Raw genomic sequence first — 15,662 nt, 5'->3', positions numbered from 1 at the left:
GGACGATGGGGTAGGGGGAGTGATGCCATGGGAGCGCTCCCAAATGGCGTCGCGGAGAGCCGGCGTCGTCAGGCCGGGATCTGGAGCGGAGACTAACGACGGCGCGCCGGCACCGTCAACGGTCGTGACGGCGGCCCCTGCCCGGTCCCGCCGTCCTCGCCGCGCTCGGCCAGGGCGGCCTTGCGGTGAGGCACGCGGGACCGACCGCGTACGAGAACGGCTGTGCCCGCCGGCGGAGCACCGGCGGGCGCGGCCGTGTCCCAGCGCGGCGTCAGGCGCCCGCCCTCCGCTTGTTCCACACGTCGAACCCGACCGCCGCGAGCAGTACCAGGCCCTTGATGACCTGCTGCCAGTCGGTGCCCACGCCGACGAGGTTCATGCCGTTGTTGAGCACGCCGAGGACCAGGCCGCCGATGATGGCTCCCAGGACGGTCCCGACACCGCCGCTCATCGACGCCCCGCCGATGAACGCGGCGGCGATGGCCTCCAGTTCGAAGTTCACGCCCGCCTTCGGCGAGGCCGCGTTGAAGCGCGCCGCGAAAACCAGCCCGGCGAGCGCCGCGAGCATCCCCATGTTGAGGAAGACCGCGAAGGTCACCTTCCTGTCCTTGACCCCGGACAGCTGCGCGGCGGGCAGGTTCCCCCCGATCGCGTACACGTGGCGGCCGATCACCGCGTTGCGCATCACGTACCCGAAGCCGACCAGCAGCACGGCCAGGATGAGGAGGACCACGGGCGCGCCCTTGTAGCTGGCGAGCAGCAGGGTGGTGACCAGGACCGCGGCGACCAGTGCCGTCACCTTCAGCGCGAACAGGCCCGCCGGGAGCGTCTCCAGGGTGAACTCCCGCTGACGGCGGCGGTCCCGCACCTCCTGGAGGACCACGTAGACGATCAGTCCGAGGCCGAGGAGCAGGGTCAGGTTGTGGTAGTCGGTCCGGGGCCCCACCGCGGGCAGGAAGCCGTTGGCGACCTTCTGCAGTCCGTCCGGGAACGGGCCGAGCGTCTGCCCCTTGAGGAAGATCTCCGTGAGCCCCCGGAACAGCAGCATGCCCGCGAGGGTCACGATGAACGAGGGGATGCCGACGTACGCGACGAAGAATCCCTGCAACGCGCCGGCGACCGCTCCGAGGAGCAGGGTGAGGAGCACCGCGACGGGCCAGGAGACGTGGTGCTCGACCATGAGGACGGCCCCGACGCCGCCCACCAGGGCCATCAGCGAGCCCACCGACAGGTCGATGTGCCCGGAGATGATGACGATCATCATGCCGATGGCCAGGATGAGGATGTAGCTGTTCTGCAGGACAAGATTGGAGACGTTGCGCGGCAGCAGGAGGTCGCCACCCGTCCAGATCTGGAACAGCAGCACGATCAGCCCGAGCGCGAACAGCATGCCGTACTGGCGCATGTTCCGCCGGACGCCGTCGAGGAGCACCCGGAGCACCGGTGTCCCGGTGGCGGGGGACCCGCCGCCGGGAGGCGCCGGGGCGGTCGTCTTCGTGTCGGCTTCGGTGCTCATGCCTGGTGTCCTTCGCTGGGGGCGGAGTCTGTGGTGGCGGCCGACGGTGCGGGGGAGTCCCGCGTCATGTGCCGCATCACGCGGGGGAGTCCCGCGTCATGTGCCGCATCAGCACTTCCTGCGTCGCGTCCGCGCGGGCGACCTCGCCGGTCAGCCGTCCGGCGGCCATGGCGTAGACGCGGTCGCACATGCCGAGCAGTTCGGGCAGCTCGGAGGAGATGAGCAGGATCGCCTTCCCCTCGGAGGCGAGCCGGTCGATCACGGTGTAGATCTCGTACTTGGCTCCCACGTCGACGCCGCGGGTGGGTTCGTCGAGGATGAGGACGTCGGGCCCGGCGAGGATCCACTTGCCGAGCACGACCTTCTGCTGGTTGCCGCCGGAGAGGCGGCCGACCGGTTCGAGGACGTTCGGGGCCTTGATGTTCAGGATCCGCCGGTACCGTTCGGCCACCCTGCGCTCCTCGTGAGCGTCGACGATCCCGCGGCGGGCGAGGGCGCCGAGGGACGCGAGCGAGATGTTCCGGCTCACGGAGTCCCCGAGGTCGAGACCGTAGTGCTTGCGGTCCTCGGTGACGTACGCGATGCCGTGGGCGACCGCCTCGGGGACCGTACGCGTCCGCACCTCGCGGCCGTCCTTGAGGACGGTGCCCCGCTCGTAGCGGCCGTAGGAACGGCCGAAGACGCTCATGGCGAGCTCGGTCCGGCCGGCCCCCATGAGTCCCGCCACCCCGACGATCTCGCCGCGGCGGACGCGGAGCGACACGCCGTCGACGACCTTGCGGGCGCGGTCGAGCGGGTGGCGTACGGTCCAGTCCCGGATCTCCAGGACGGGGGCCGCGTCGGCCGGGCCCTCGTACGGCGTGCGGTCGGGGAAGCGGCTGTCGAGGTCCCGCCCCACCATGCCGCGGATGACGCGCTCCTCGGTGGTGGCCGGGTCCCTGACGTCGAGGGTCTCGATCGAGCGCCCGTCCCGCAGGATCGTGACGGAGTCGGCGATCCTGGCGATCTCGTTCAGCTTGTGCGAGATGAGGATCGAGGTGATGCCCTGGCCCTTCAACTCCCGCATCAGCCGCAGCAGTTGTTCGCTGTCCTCGTCGTTGAGGGCGGCGGTGGGTTCGTCGAGGATCAGCAGGCGGACGTCCTTCGCCAGCGCCTTCGCGATCTCCACGAGCTGCTGCTTGCCGACCCCGAGGTCGGCGATCCGCGTCTCGGGGTGTTCGTCGAGCCCGACCCGCCGGAGCAGTTCGGAGGCGCGGCGCAGCACCCGTCGCCAGTCGACGATCCCGCGCCGGGCCGGTTCGTTGCCGAGGAAGATGTTCTCGGCGATGGACAGGTGGGGGACGAGCGCGAGCTCCTGGTGGATGATGACGATGCCGCGGCGCTCGCTGGCCCTGATGTCCTTGAAGCGGCACGGCTCGCCGTCGAAGAGGATCTCGCCCTCGTACGTCCCGTGCGGGTGGACGCCGGACAGGACCTTCATCAGGGTCGACTTCCCGGCACCGTTCTCTCCGCACAGGGCGTGCACCTCGCCGCGTTCCACGGTCAGGGTCACCTCGGACAGGGCCCGGACTCCGGGGAAGGTCTTCACGATGGACCGCATCCGGAGCAGGGGCGTCACCGGGGAGGTCACTTCAGCGCCCCGGCGTCGATGTAGCCGGAGTCGACCAGGACCTTCCGGTAGTTCGACTTGTCGACGCTGACCGGGTCGAGCAGGTAGGCCGGAACCACCTTCTCGCCGTTGTCGTAGGTGCTGTCGTCGTTGATCTCGGGCTTCTTGCCGTCGAGGACGGCGGCCACCATGTCCGAGGCGACCTCCGCGAGCGCGCGCGTGTCCTTGTAGACGGTCTGCGTCTGCTCGCCCGCGATGATCGACTTCACGGAGGCGACCTCCGCGTCCTGGCCGGTGACGACCGGCAGCGGCTTGGCGGCGCTTCCGTAGTCGTCGGACTTCAGGGCGGAGAGGATGCCGATGGAGATGCCGTCGTAGGGGGAGAGGACCGCGTCGACCCGGGCCGTGGAGTACGCGGAGGTCAGCAGGTCGTCCATGCGCTTCTGCGCCGTGCCGCCGTCCCAGCGCAGGGTGGTGACCTGGTTGAGCCGGGTCTGCTGGGAGCGTACGACCAGCTGCTTCCTGTCGAGGTAGGGCTTCAGCACCTTCATGGCGCCGTCGAAGAAGTACTTGGTGTTGTTGTCGTCGTTGGAGCCGGCGAAGAGCTCGATGTTGAAGGGGCCCTTCTTCGCGCCGGACGTCAGACCCAGCTTGTCCACGATGTACGTGGCCTGGAGCTCGCCGACCTTCTCGTTGTCGAAGGAGGCGTAGTAGTCGATGTGGGGGGAGCCCAGGATGAGCCGGTCGTAGGAGATCACCGGGATGTCGGCGTCGGCCGCCTGTTGCAGGACGTTGGACAGGGCCTCGCCGTTGATGGCCGCCACGACCAGGGCGTCGACGCCCTGGGTGATCATGTTCTCGATCTGGGCGACCTGCTGGTCGGGGTCGTCCTCGCCGTACTGCAGGGTCGTGGCGAAGCCGGCCTTCTTCAGGCTCTCGGTCATGTTGCGGCCGTCGGCGATCCACCGCTCGGAGGACTTGGTGGGCATGGCGATGCCGATGGTGCGCTGCTTCTCGTCCTTCGACTCCTGGCTGCCTCCCTCGGCGGACTGCCCGCAGGCGGTCAGCAGCAGGGCGCAGCCGGCGGTCACGGCCAGGAGAGCGGATGCGGATCGGAACTTCTTCATGGGCGTTACCCATCCCGTCGTCGAGGGCGGCTCCGACCGGGAACGGGATCGACGGCGGCGCGGGTCCACGCACCACCGGGGACGGCACCGTTCCGGCTGGGTTGCCGGGGCGTCGGCCCCGGTCGAGCTAGATTGTTAGCGCTCACAAAGGCGTGTTACAAGAGGCGCTAAGGTTTTTCCCGTATCGATGCCCAGCCGTGAGCACGGAGAAGGGAGGCGAACGTGGCGCACCCCGCGGAGGACGTCCGCCCGCCGACGATGGCCGACGTCGCACGGGAGGCGGGGGTCTCCCACCAGACCGTCTCCCGGGTGCTCAGCGGTCACCCCAACGTGCGCGCCGCCACCCGCGAGCACGTCACCGAGGCGATCGAGCGGCTCGGCTACCGCCGCAACTCCGCCGCCCGCGCCCTGGTCACGCGCCGCACGAGGACGCTGGGTGTCATCGCCGTCAACACCGCCCTGTACGGCCCCGCCAGCACCCTGACCGGACTGGAGGAGGCGGCACGGGAAGAGGGGTACCTCGTCTCGACCGTCAGCCTGCGCAGCGGAGGCGGGCAGGGCCTCAAGGACGCCATCGACCACCTCGCGGCCTGGGGCGTGGAGGGCGTCGTCGCCATCACCCCGCAGCGCTCCCACGTCCAGGCGCTCGCCGAACTGGACGCGCCCTTCCCCGTGGTGACCGTGGAGGGCGGCCACCAGCTCGACCTGCCCGGCGTCTCCCTCGACCAGGAACTCGGCGCCCGCATGGTCACCGAGCACCTGCTCGCCGCCGGGCACCGCAACGTCTGGCACGTGGCGGGGCCCGGCGACTGGCTGGAGAGCGAGGCCCGTACGGCGGGATGGCGCGCCGTCCTGGAGGAGAGCGGCATCCGGCCCCCGCGGGTCCTGACGGGGGACTGGAGCCCGCTGTCCGGCTACCGGGCCGGGCAGGAACTCGCGGGACTCGCCATGGCCCGCCGCGGGGCGACCCCGGTCACGGCCGTCTTCGTCGCCAACGACCAGATGGCGCTCGGCGTCCTGCGGGCGCTGCGCGAGGGCGGGATCCGCACCCCCGCCCAGGTGGCCGTCGCCGGCTTCGACGACATCCCCGAAGCCGAGTACTTCCCGCCGCCCCTGACGACGGTCCGGCAGGACTTCGCCGCCATCGGGCGCCGGAGCATCGGACTTCTGGTGGACCACATCGAGGGGCGCGCCACGAAGACCGAACACCTCCTGGTGGAACCGCAGCTCATCATGCGGGCGAGCACGCGGCCCGCGGGCGAGGCCTGACGGGGAGGGCGCGGGCTCCCGGAGTCGCGCGCCGGCCCGCGGCGGGTGGGGTGGCGGGTGGCGGGGCCTCTCGCCGTCGGCCGGCGACGGGCGTCCCGGCGGCCGCTGACGTCGCTCCTGTCGGCCGTTCCGCTTTCGGCCGTTCCGTCTTCGGCCGTTCCGTCTTCGGTTGTTCGGTCTTCGGCGACGTGGGCCGCGCGGGGCACCGTGCGTCGGCCGCTTCGCGGCCACCGCCACCCCTCACTTGCCGCGCCCTCGCGGGCGGGTCGGGCCCGCCGTTCTGCCGTTCTGCCGTTCCGCCTGACCGCGTGAGTGAGTGCTCACTTCAGGCGCCCGATTTCTCGCCCGATGTTCGAGCGAAGTGCACCCGGCTCTTGTCCCCCGCAATTGTGAGCGCTAACAATCAGGGTGCTCCTCTGACTCCCGCTCCCGACGAGAGAGACCGCATCGTGAGCCCACACGTTCTTCCCGAGGCATGCACCGTCGGAGTCGACTTCGGCACCCTCTCGGGGCGCGCCGTCGTGGTCAGGGTCCGGGACGGCGCCGAGCTCGGTTCGGCGGTCCACGCGTACCGCCACGCCGTCATCGAGGACCGCCTCCCCTCCACCGGAACCCCGCTGCCCCCCGACTGGGCCCTGCAGCACCCCGAGGACTGGCGCGACGTCCTGCGCACCGCCGTGCCCGCGGCGCTCGCCGACGCCGGAGCCGACCCCGCCCATGTCGTCGGCATCGCCACCGACTTCACCGCGTGCACGGTCCTGCCGACCACCCCGGACGGCACCCCGCTCGCCCTGACGCCCGAGTGGGCCGACCGCCCGCACGCCTGGCCCAAACTGTGGAAGCACCACGCGGCCCAGGACCAGGCCGACCGCATCAACGCGCTCGCCCATGCCCGGGGCGAGAAGTGGATCGCCCGGTACGGAGGCAGGATCTCCGCCGAGTGGCAGTACGCGAAGGCCCTGCAGGTCCTGGAGGAGGACCCCGCCGTCTACGCCGCCTGCGCGCGCTGGATCGAGGCGGCGGACTGGATCGTCTGGCAGCTCACCGGAACCGAGTCCCGCAACACCTGCACCGCCGGTTACAAGGGCATCCACCAGGACGGCACGTACCCCTCGCCCGCCTTCCTCGCCGGGCTCCACCCGGACTTCGCCGACTTCCCCGCCACCCGCCTGGAGCACCCGCTGTCCCCCCTGGGCTCCCGCGTCGGCGGACTGAGCGCCCGGGCCGCCCGCTGGACCGGTCTCCCGGAGGGCATCGCCGTCGCCGCCGGCAACGTCGACGCCCACGTCGCCGCGCCCGCGGCCGGCGCCGTGGAGAACGGCCGGATGCTCGCCATCATGGGCACCTCCACCTGCCACGTCCTCAACGGCGCCACCCTCGCCGAGGTGCCAGGCATCTGCGGGGTCGTCGCCGGCGGCGTCGTCGAGGGCGCCTACGGCTACGAGGCCGGCCAGAGCGCGGTCGGCGACATCTTCGCCTGGTGGCTCCGCCAGGGCGTCCCGGACCACTACCGCGCCGAGGCCGAGGCGTCGGGCGAGGACCTCCACCGGCTCCTGACCCGCAAGGCCGCGGACCAGCCGGTCGGCGCGCACGGCCTCGTCGCCCTGGACTGGATGAACGGCAACCGCTCGCCGCTGGTCGACCACCACCTCTCCGGCCTCATCGCCGGCCTCACCCTCGACACCCGGCCCGAGGACGTCTACCGGGCCCTGCTCGAATCCACCGCCTACGGCACCCGGCTGATCGTCGAGAACTTCGAGGACGGCGGGATCCCCGTCGAGGAGTTCATCGTCACCGGAGGACTGCGGAAGAACGGGCTGCTCATGCAGATCTACGCCGACGTGCTCCGCCGCCCCGTCTCCCTCGGCACCTCCGAACAGGGCCCGGCGCTCGGCTCGGCCATCCACGCGGCCGTCGCCGCGGGCGCCCACCCCGACGTCCGCTCGGCGGCCTCCGTCATGGGCGGCGTCCAGCGCCACGCGTACCTGCCCGACCCCGCACGGGCGGACGCCTACGACGCCCTGTTCCGCGAATACCGCGCCCTGCACGACCACTTCGGCACCGGCACGCACCTCCTCCACCGCCTGCGACGGATCCGCAACACCGCACGCGTCGCCGGCGCCACCGGCTGACCGCCCCGACCTCCCCGCCCCAGCACCTCCGAGGAGCACACCCGACATGACGCTCGCCCAGCCCGACCGTGAGATCTGGTTCCTCACCGGCAGCCAGGCCCTCTACGGCGACGACACCCTGGCCCAGGTCGCCGACCAGTCCCGCACCCTCTGCGCCACCCTCGCCGGGCAGCCCGGGATGACCGTCCGCCTGATGTGGAAGCCGGTCCTCACCGACGCGGCAGCCATCCGCGCGCTCTGCCTGGAGGCCAATGCCGACGACCGGTGCATCGGCCTGATCGCCTGGATGCACACCTTCTCCCCGGCCAAGATGTGGATCGCCGGCCTCGACGCCCTGCGCAAGCCCCTCCTCCACCTGCACACCCAGGCCAACCGCGAACTGCCCTGGTCCACCATCGACATGGACTTCATGAACCTGAACCAGGCGGCCCACGGCGACCGCGAGTTCGGCTTCGTCCAGACCCGCCTCGGCGTCCCGCGCAAGACCGTGGCCGGCCACGTCACCACCCCCGACGTCGTCGACCGCATCGCCGGATGGGCCCGCGCCGCCGTCGGCCGCGCCGAACTCACCACCCTCGGACTCGCCCGGTTCGGCGACAACATGCGCGACGTCGCCGTCACCGAGGGCGACAAAGTCGAGGCGCAGCTGCGGTTCGGGGTCTCGGTCAACACGTACGGCGTCAACGACCTCGTCGCCGCGGTCGACGCCGCCGACGAGTCCACCGTCACGGCCCTCGTCAAGGAGTACCAGGACCTCTACGCCGTCGCTCCCGAGCTGCGCCCCGGGGGCGAGCGCCACGACTCCCTGCGCTACGCCGCCCGCGTCGAGGCCGGGCTGCGCACCTTCCTCACGGAGGGCGGGTTCCGCGCCTTCACCACCAACTTCGAGGACCTCGGGGGCCTGCGCCAGCTGCCCGGGCTCGCCGTGCAGCGCCTGATGGCGGACGGGTACGGCTTCGGCGGCGAAGGCGACTGGAAGACCTCCACCCTGCTGCGCACCCTGAAGGCGATGGCGCACGGCCTGCCCGGCGGAACCTCCTTCATGGAGGACTACACCTACGACCTGACGCCCGGTCAGGAGCTCATCCTCGGCGCCCACATGCTGGAGGTCTGCCCCTCGCTCACGACGGCGGCGCCCCGCTGTGAGATCCATCCGCTCGGGATCGGCGGGCGGGAGGACCCGGTCCGCCTGGTCTTCGACGCGGACCCCGGCCCGGCCGTCGTCGTCGGCCTCGCCGACATGGGCGACCGGTTCCGCCTCGTCGCCAACCGCGTCGACGTCGTCGCCCCGCCCGAGCCGCTGCCCCGGCTCCCCGTCGCCCGGGCCGTCTGGCGGCCCCGCCCCGACCTGCGCACCTCCACCGAGGCGTGGCTGACGGCCGGAGCGCCGCACCACACCGTCCTCACCACCGCCCTCGTGGGCGAGGAGCTCGACGACCTCGCCGAGATGCTGCGGACCGAACTCGCCGTCATCGACGAGGACACCACCGTCCGGCGCTTCACGCGCGAGCTGCGCTGGAACCAGGCGTACCACCGTCTGGCCCAGGCCCTGTGAACACCCCCACCAGGACGGAGTCCGCCGTGAGCAGGACCGTTTCCGAGGAACTGCGGCGCGAGGTGCTGGAGGCCAACCTCCGCATCCCCCGCGCCGGCCTCGCCACCCTCACCTGGGGCAACGTGAGCGGAGTGGACCGACGGGCCGGCGTCTTCGTCATCAAGCCCTCGGGCGTGACCTACGACGTGCTCACCGAGGAGGACCTCGTCGTCGTCTCCCTGGCCGACGGGAGCGTCGTGGAGGGCCGTCTGCGGCCTTCCACCGACACGGAGACCCACCGGAGCCTCTACCTGGCCTTCCCCTCCATCGGGGGCGTAACCCACACGCACTCCACCCACGCCGTCGCCTTCGCCCAGGCCCGGCGCCCGATCCCGGTGCTGGGCACGACCCACGCGGACACGTTCAACGGTCCCGTGCCCGTCACCGAGCCCCTCACGCCCGAGCAGTGCGCCACGGACTACGAGTACAACACCGGCCAGGTCATCGTGGACCTCCTCGACCGCGACGACACGCGCGCCCGGGAGGTCCCCGGCGCCCTGGTCGCCCACCACGGCCCCTTCACCTGGGGCGCGGACGCCACCGCGTCCCTGGAGCACGCCGTCGTCTGCGAGGCGGTGGCCGAGATGGCCCTCCGCACCCTCGCCCTGGGCCCGGTCGAACCCCCGCAGCACCTCCTGGACCGCCACTTCACACGCAAGCACGGACCGGATGCGTACTACGGCAACCCCGCCTCCGTCTGACCGCGCCGAGGGGAGCCGGGGTCAGGGTCACCCCGGCCCCCTCCATGGCGCGGCCTTCGCCGCATCGGGTCAGGTACGGGTCCAGCGCTGGTTGCTGCCGTTCCAGCAGGAGCAGAGCTGGACGAGCGTGCCGTTGGCGGCGTCCAAGGGGCCGGGCAACCACCTTGCGCACCAAGGCGGTTGGCCAGGAATGCCGGACCCTTAGCCGCCTGTTGTGGCGTACATGAATCTCGGAGTAACGCTCAGCTCGACCTCCCGGCAGCTCCCCCTCGACAGCACCGTCGCCCTCGCGCGCGAGGCGCGGGACGCCGGACTGCACTCGGGGTGGTTCGGCCAGTCCTTCGCGTACGACTCGCCCTCGCTGGCCGCGATCGTCGGCCGCGAGGTGCCGGGCCTGCACGTGGGCACCGCCGCGCTCCCGGTCTTCGGCCGTCATCCGCTGCTCGTCTCCAGCCAGGCCCAGACGGCGCAGGCGGCCACCGGCGGCCGGTACCACCTCGGGCTCGCCCTCGGAACGCGGCACCTCACCGAGGGCGCGTTCGGGCTGCCGTACCAGCGGCCCATCGGTCTGCTCAGGGAGTTCCTCACCGCCCTGCGGCCGCTCCTCGAAACGGGCGAGGCCGACTTCCACGGCGAGCTGCTGACCGCGACGACGCCCTACTCGGCGGCCGTCCCGGGAGCCCACCCGCCGGTGCCCGTGCTGGTCGCGGCCATGGGGCCGCAGGCCCTGCGGGTGAGCGGTGAACTCGCCGACGGCATCCTGCCGTTCCTGGCCGGGCCGCGGGCGCTCGCCGAGCACATCGTGCCCGCCGTCACCGCCGCGGCACAGGCGGCGGGCCGCCCCGCGCCCCGGATCGTGGCGCTCGTGCCCGGCGCGGTGACCGCCGACGCCGAGGGCGTGCGGCGGCGCGCGGCGGAAGCGCTCGCCCTCTACGAGCGCGTGCCCTCCTACCAGCGCGTCATCGGACTCTCCGGCGCCGACCGGGCCGCCGACCTGGCCGTCCTCGGAGACGAGGAGGCCGTCGCCGCCGAGGTGCGACGCTACCGTGACGCGGGGGCGACGGAGGTCGTGTTCACCGCGACGGACCTCAGCGGCGAGGACGACCGGCGCCGCACCTGGAAGCTGCTCGGCGAACTGTCGCGGGACTGAGCCGGTCGCGCGGGCCGCGGCGGACAGGCTTGCCCGCGCCGGACAGGCTTGCCCGCGCCGGCTCGGCAGACGGGCGGCCGTGCCCCCTTACGGCTCCAGCACCTCCACGTGGTCGCCGATCGCGACCACCAGGACCCGCGAGCCCGGTTCGGTGGAGCGCCAGCGGTGGCGGACGCCGCCGGACAGCAGCAGGGTGTCGCCGCGGCCCAGCCGGTGGATCCGGCCGTCGGCCTCCACCTCGACCGCGCCGTCCGCCACGTACATGAGCTCGTCGTTGCGGTGCCGGAACTCCCGGTCCGCCTCGTGCGCGCCGACGAACTCCAGCGCGTGCAGCTGGTGACGACCGCGCACCACCGGCCGGACGCGCGCCGCGCGGTCGAGGCCGCCCGTGTCGCCGGCGCGCACCACGTCGACCGTCCGGGTCTCGTCCGAGGCGGCCAGCAGCCGGACGGCGGTGGTGCCCAGCGCGTCCGCGATCCGCTGCAGCGACCGCATGCTGGGGCGCGCCCGGTCGTTCTCGATCTGGCTCAGGAACGGGGAGGAGAGCCCGCTGCGCCCCGCGAGCTCGGCGAGCGTCAGACCGAGCGCCCGCCGTCGACGGCGTACGGCGGCGCCCACCCGCGGTGTGTGCGCGGCTTCCATGGCCGTTCCGTCCTTCCGCCGCCCCGTGGCGCCGTTCTCCCTGGTCGACGGCGCCTGACGGCACCTTACGCCGCCCGCGCCGGAAGCCCGAAGACGGTTTCGTACTCCTGACACACGCCCGTCACACCACGTCTCTACCGTCAAAGTCGGTTGTTCCCATCAAAGAAAGTTTGACGCGAGGAGAGTCCCGACGTGCCCCCCATCGACCAGAACTCACGCCGCCGGCGCCCCACCGGCCTCATCGCCCTCGACGAGACGGCCGCGTACGACGGCCTCACCCTCTACGCGCCCCTCACCGGCACCGGCGAGGTCTACCTCGTCGACCTCCACGGCCGGACCGTCCACCGCTGGGACCTGCCCTACCGGCCCGGCCGCCACGCCCGGCTGCTCGCCGACGGAACCCTCGCCTACAACGGCGTCCTCCCGGGCGAGAAGGCCCTCTTCCCGATGTGGCACAAGTACCGGGGCGGCGTGATGCTCCACGCGGCACCCGACGGAACGGTGCTGCGGGAGCACCGCGACCCCCTTCAGCACCACGACGCACACCACCTCGACGACGGCCGGATCGTCTACACCGCCCTGGAACCCCTGGCAGGCGACGAGGCCGCCGCGATACGGGGCGGAGCACCCGACTCGGAGGCCGCGGGCGGCATCGTCTGGGCGGACACCATCAAGGAGGTCGGCCCCGACGGCGAACTCCTGTGGTCCTGGCGCGCCGCGGAACACCTCGACCGCGACGAGTTCGCCCTGCACGAGGCGTACGCCCGCGAGCACTGGCCCCTGATCAACAGCGTCACGCCCCTGGGGGACGGCAACATCCTCGCCAGCCTGCGGAGCGTCTCGGCCGTCGTCGTCATCGGCCGCGACACCGGCGAGATCCTCTGGCGCAGCCGCCCCGGCACGGTCAGCCAGCAGCACGCCCCCAGCCGACTGGACGACGGCCGGCTGCTGGTCTTCGACAACGGCGTCTTCCGGCCCGGCCACGACGTGCCGTACTCCCGCGTCGTCGAGATCGATCCGGCCGGCGGGGACATCGTGTGGGAGTACCACGACCCGGCCCGGGAGTTCTTCTTCGCGCCGTTCATGGGCTCCGCCCAGCGCCTGCCGAACGGCAACACGCTCGTCACCGACTCTCCGTCCGGTCGGCTCTTCGAAGTGACGAAGGACGGCTACCTGTGCTGGGAGTACGTCGTCCCGCACTTCGCCGGCTACGACGAGAGCGAGGTGCGGGGCCTCTTCCCGTCCGAGCCCAACGCCGTCTTCCGCGCCTACCGTTACGCCGCCGCGGACATCCCGTGGCTGGAGGCGACGGTATGACGACCACCCGGACACCCACGGCCGGCGACGCCACCGAAGCCGGCGTCGCCCCCGACGCCGTCGACGAACGGGTGCCGCTGCGGCGTCTCGTGCCGCTGTCGGCCCAGCACGTCCTGGCGATGATCGCCGCCCCCGTCTCCACCGTCTTCCTCGTCGCCGGCACCCTGCGGATGCCGCCCGGGGCCACCGCCTCCCTGCTCAGCGCCGTCCTCCTGCTCTGCGGGGCCGGCGCCCTCCTCCAGTCGCTCGGCGTGTGGCGGATCGGCGGCCGCCTCCCGTTCGTCATGCTGCCCGGCGGCGCCGCGACCGCGCTCTTCCTCCAGATCGCCCAGGAGCACGGCGCGCCGACCGCCACCGGCGCCGTCCTCCTGGCGGCCGCCCTGCTCCTGGCCGTACTGCCCCTGTACGCCCGTGTCGTACGACTCTTCCCCCCGCTCGTCATGGGCGTCACCGTGCTCCTCATCGGGATCGCGATGATCCGGGTCGCCGCCCGGCTCGTCACCGGCCCCGACGGCACGGGCGAGCCGCGCACGGTGCTGCTCGCCGCGCTCACGGTCGCCGCCACCGTCGCCGCGTACGTCCTCCTGCGCGGCGTCTGGCGCCAGACCTCCGTCCTCGTCGGGATGGCGGCGGGCACCGTCGTGGCGGTCACCACCGGGCTCGGGGCCTTCACTCCCGCCGCGGGCGGCGGCTTCGCGCTGCCCGCCCTCCTCCCCTTCGGGACGCCGCGGTTCGACCTGGTGGCCGCCCTTCCGCTGCTCGTGTTCAGCCTCACCACGCTGGCCGAGATCACCGGGCAGACCGTGCTCAACAGCGAGACCGTCGGCCGTGCTCCCGCGCCGGGACGGGACGTCCCGCGCGTCGCCCGCGCCGACGCCCTGGTCTCCCTGGCCGGCGGACTGTTCGGCACCTCCCTCATGGTCACCAGCGCCGAGAACATCGGCATCGGCCGGCTCACCGGTGTCCGCAGCCGCTTCGTCACCGCCGGCGCCGGAGCGCTCCTGGTCGCCCTCGGCCTCGCGACCCCGGTGACCCGGGCGCTGGCCGGGATACCGGAGGCCGTCGTGGGCGGCTCCGCCCTCGTCGTCTACGCCGTCATCGCGGTGATGGGCGTCGAGATGCTCCGCCGCGCCGACCTGTCCGGCACGGGAACGGGAAACCTGACGGCCGCGCTCGCGCTCACCGCGGGACTGCTGCCGCTGCTCAGCCCGGACCTGTACGCGGGGCTGCCCGGGTGGGCCCGCACGATCCTGGGCAGCGGCGTCGTCGCCGGCACCCTGACCGCGGTCCTCCTCACCGCACTCCTCGGCCGGCGCGACCGGAGGAGCCGGCGCATCGAGGACGACCGCGCCGCGAGCGGCGGCGCGGACCACCCGTGACGCACCGCGCCGCCCCGGTCAGCCGGTCAGCGGAGTGCCGAGGATCTCGACGTGCCGCTCCGCCGCCCTGCTCGCCGCGGCACAGGCGGCAGGGGTGTCGGCCACCGTGATGACGGCGGCGTACCGGCTGCTGACATGGCCCCGGGGAGGGAGGCGCAGGGCGGCCCCCGGCTCGACCAGCGGCATGATCTCGCGCACCTCCGGCGGCAGCCCCTCCTCGGTCACCTTCAGCGCGTCGAGCAGGAGATCGGTTCCGGGATAGAGGAAGTCGATCCGAGCGGTGAGCTCGCGCGCTCCTTCGACGACGGGCGGGGTCCCCTTCGCGAGGGCGACCGCCACCGCGCCGCAGTCGATTCCGGTGGCCATGCCGGCGATGTAGGGAAGGAGTCCGCCGCCCAGGCGGGCGTTCACCTCGATGACCTGGGGACCCTGGGAGGTGAGCTTGATCTCCGTGTGCGTGACGAGCGTGGAGAGCCCGAGGGCGGTGTGCGCGGCCTGCAGGACCTCCAGGAGCGCGGGATCCTCCAGGAGCGGGTCGCGGGCACTGACCACGTGCCCGACCTCCTCGAAGTGCGGGGCGAACCCCACCTCCTTCCGCGCGAGGAACAGGGGATGGACCTTGCCCTCGAAGCAGGCGGAATCGATGCTCACCTCCGGCCCGTCCGCGAAGGACTCGACGAGAACGCCGTCCTCCAGGGTCGGAAGGGCGAACAGTTCCGCGCCGCGCGTCGCCGCGTAGGCGGCGGGCAGTTCCTCCGCGTCCGCCACGAGCGTGACGCCGATGCTCCCGCCCAGCGCACGCGGTTTGACCACCACGGGATACCCGAGGGAGGCAGCCCGCTCCGCGGCCTCCTCGTACGTGCGGACGGCGTACGAACCCGGCTGTGGGACACCGGCGTCCGCGAAGGTCCGCCGGGTGAGGTTCTTGTCCCGGCAGGCCTGGACGGCCTCGACGCCACCGCCGGGCAGTCCGAGCGACGCGGCCACCGCCGCGGCGGTCGGGACCAGGAACTCGTCGTAGGACAGCACACCCGCGATGCCGACCCGCCGGTCCAGTTCGGCGGCGGCCTCAAGGGTGGCTTCCACGTCCAGGGCGTTCACCCGGGTCGAGCCGACGATGTACGGCGCCTCCCAGGTGACCTCCCGGGAGTCGAAGAGCCACACCTCGGACGACGTGGACATGGCACGCAGGAGGTACTCGCGCCAGCCGCGCGATCCGCTGCCGA

Annotated in this window: 12 protein-coding genes; 7 read left to right on the top strand and 5 right to left on the bottom strand. The window is 72.5% G+C overall.

The window, feature by feature from the left end:
- Positions 1-271 precede the first annotated feature (271 nt).
- The 3 genes from mmsB to chvE form a co-directional block, all read right to left on the bottom strand.
- On the bottom strand, positions 272-1,516 hold the full coding sequence (mmsB, locus tag AB0E19_RS01525) for a multiple monosaccharide ABC transporter permease (RefSeq protein ID WP_362171373.1): 1,245 nt from the start codon (positions 1,514-1,516) through the stop codon (positions 272-274).
- Between the two features lie 76 nt (positions 1,517-1,592).
- Positions 1,593-3,116 (bottom strand): multiple monosaccharide ABC transporter ATP-binding protein, encoded by a 1,524-nt coding sequence (gene mmsA / locus AB0E19_RS01520; RefSeq protein WP_362171370.1) that lies wholly within the window; start codon positions 3,114-3,116, stop codon positions 1,593-1,595.
- A 26-nt stretch (positions 3,117-3,142) separates the two neighbouring features.
- The gene (gene chvE, locus AB0E19_RS01515; RefSeq protein ID WP_362171367.1) at positions 3,143-4,252 is read right to left on the bottom strand and encodes a multiple monosaccharide ABC transporter substrate-binding protein; all 1,110 of its coding nucleotides are present in this window, start codon (positions 4,250-4,252) and stop codon (positions 3,143-3,145) included.
- Positions 4,253-4,474: 222 nt separating this feature from the next.
- Between chvE and AB0E19_RS01510 the strand changes: the two genes are divergently transcribed.
- The 5 genes from AB0E19_RS01510 to AB0E19_RS01490 all read left to right on the top strand — a co-directional run bounded on the left by AB0E19_RS01510 (position 4,475) and on the right by AB0E19_RS01490 (position 11,098).
- Positions 4,475-5,521, top strand: coding sequence for a LacI family DNA-binding transcriptional regulator (locus tag AB0E19_RS01510; protein ID WP_362171364.1), 1,047 nt, complete (start codon positions 4,475-4,477; stop codon positions 5,519-5,521).
- A gap of 449 nt (positions 5,522-5,970) precedes the next feature.
- Positions 5,971-7,653: a ribulokinase gene (araB, locus tag AB0E19_RS01505; RefSeq protein ID WP_362171361.1), complete on the top strand. Its 1,683-nt coding sequence runs from the start codon at positions 5,971-5,973 to the stop codon at positions 7,651-7,653.
- Between the two features lie 46 nt (positions 7,654-7,699).
- A complete protein-coding gene (gene araA / locus AB0E19_RS01500) occupies positions 7,700-9,208 on the top strand; it encodes an L-arabinose isomerase (RefSeq protein WP_362171358.1) in 1,509 nt (502 codons plus the stop codon).
- Positions 9,209-9,234: 26 nt separating this feature from the next.
- Positions 9,235-9,948, top strand: a complete 714-nt coding sequence (gene araD / locus AB0E19_RS01495; RefSeq protein ID WP_362171355.1) for an L-ribulose-5-phosphate 4-epimerase AraD — start codon at positions 9,235-9,237, stop codon at positions 9,946-9,948.
- Positions 9,949-10,171: 223 nt separating this feature from the next.
- On the top strand, positions 10,172-11,098 hold the full coding sequence (locus AB0E19_RS01490; RefSeq protein WP_362171352.1) for an LLM class F420-dependent oxidoreductase: 927 nt from the start codon (positions 10,172-10,174) through the stop codon (positions 11,096-11,098).
- A gap of 87 nt (positions 11,099-11,185) precedes the next feature.
- On the opposite strand, the gene AB0E19_RS01485 is transcribed toward AB0E19_RS01490, so the two are convergent.
- Positions 11,186-11,740: an XRE family transcriptional regulator gene (locus AB0E19_RS01485; protein ID WP_362171349.1), complete on the bottom strand. Its 555-nt coding sequence runs from the start codon at positions 11,738-11,740 to the stop codon at positions 11,186-11,188.
- Between the two features lie 192 nt (positions 11,741-11,932).
- Between AB0E19_RS01485 and AB0E19_RS01480 the strand changes: the two genes are divergently transcribed.
- Positions 11,933-13,057 (top strand): aryl-sulfate sulfotransferase, encoded by a 1,125-nt coding sequence (locus AB0E19_RS01480; protein WP_362171346.1) that lies wholly within the window; start codon positions 11,933-11,935, stop codon positions 13,055-13,057.
- Positions 13,054-14,436: a solute carrier family 23 protein gene (locus tag AB0E19_RS01475; protein ID WP_362171343.1), complete on the top strand. Its 1,383-nt coding sequence runs from the start codon at positions 13,054-13,056 to the stop codon at positions 14,434-14,436. The genes AB0E19_RS01480 and AB0E19_RS01475 overlap by 4 nt, the downstream gene beginning before the upstream one ends.
- Positions 14,437-14,454: 18 nt before the next feature.
- Here AB0E19_RS01475 and AB0E19_RS01470 read toward each other — a convergent pair whose 3' ends face one another.
- Positions 14,455-15,618, bottom strand: a complete 1,164-nt coding sequence (locus tag AB0E19_RS01470; RefSeq protein ID WP_362171340.1) for an ATP-grasp domain-containing protein — start codon at positions 15,616-15,618, stop codon at positions 14,455-14,457.
- Positions 15,619-15,662 lie beyond the last annotated feature (44 nt).

It is taken from the genome of Streptomyces sp. NPDC047974 (assembly GCF_040653375.1).
Classification (GTDB): domain Bacteria; phylum Actinomycetota; class Actinomycetes; order Streptomycetales; family Streptomycetaceae; genus Streptomyces.
This window is presented reverse-complemented; position numbering and strand designations above follow the sequence as displayed.

Excerpts from the sequence above, each read along its gene's own strand:
- AB0E19_RS01485 (WP_362171349.1), bottom strand. The coding sequence starts at position 11,740 with ATGGAAGCCGCGCACACACCGCGGGTGGGCGCCGCCGTACGCCGTCGA.
- araA (WP_362171358.1), top strand. The coding sequence starts at position 7,700 with ATGACGCTCGCCCAGCCCGACCGTGAGATCTGGTTCCTCACCGGCAGC.
- mmsA (WP_362171370.1), bottom strand. The coding sequence starts at position 3,116 with ATGCGGTCCATCGTGAAGACCTTCCCCGGAGTCCGGGCCCTGTCCGAG.
- mmsB (WP_362171373.1), bottom strand. The coding sequence starts at position 1,516 with ATGAGCACCGAAGCCGACACGAAGACGACCGCCCCGGCGCCTCCCGGC.
- AB0E19_RS01490 (WP_362171352.1), top strand. The coding sequence starts at position 10,172 with ATGAATCTCGGAGTAACGCTCAGCTCGACCTCCCGGCAGCTCCCCCTC.
- AB0E19_RS01470 (WP_362171340.1), bottom strand. The coding sequence starts at position 15,618 with ATGTCCACGTCGTCCGAGGTGTGGCTCTTCGACTCCCGGGAGGTCACC.
- AB0E19_RS01475 (WP_362171343.1), top strand. The coding sequence starts at position 13,054 with ATGACGACCACCCGGACACCCACGGCCGGCGACGCCACCGAAGCCGGC.
- chvE (WP_362171367.1), bottom strand. The coding sequence starts at position 4,252 with ATGAAGAAGTTCCGATCCGCATCCGCTCTCCTGGCCGTGACCGCCGGC.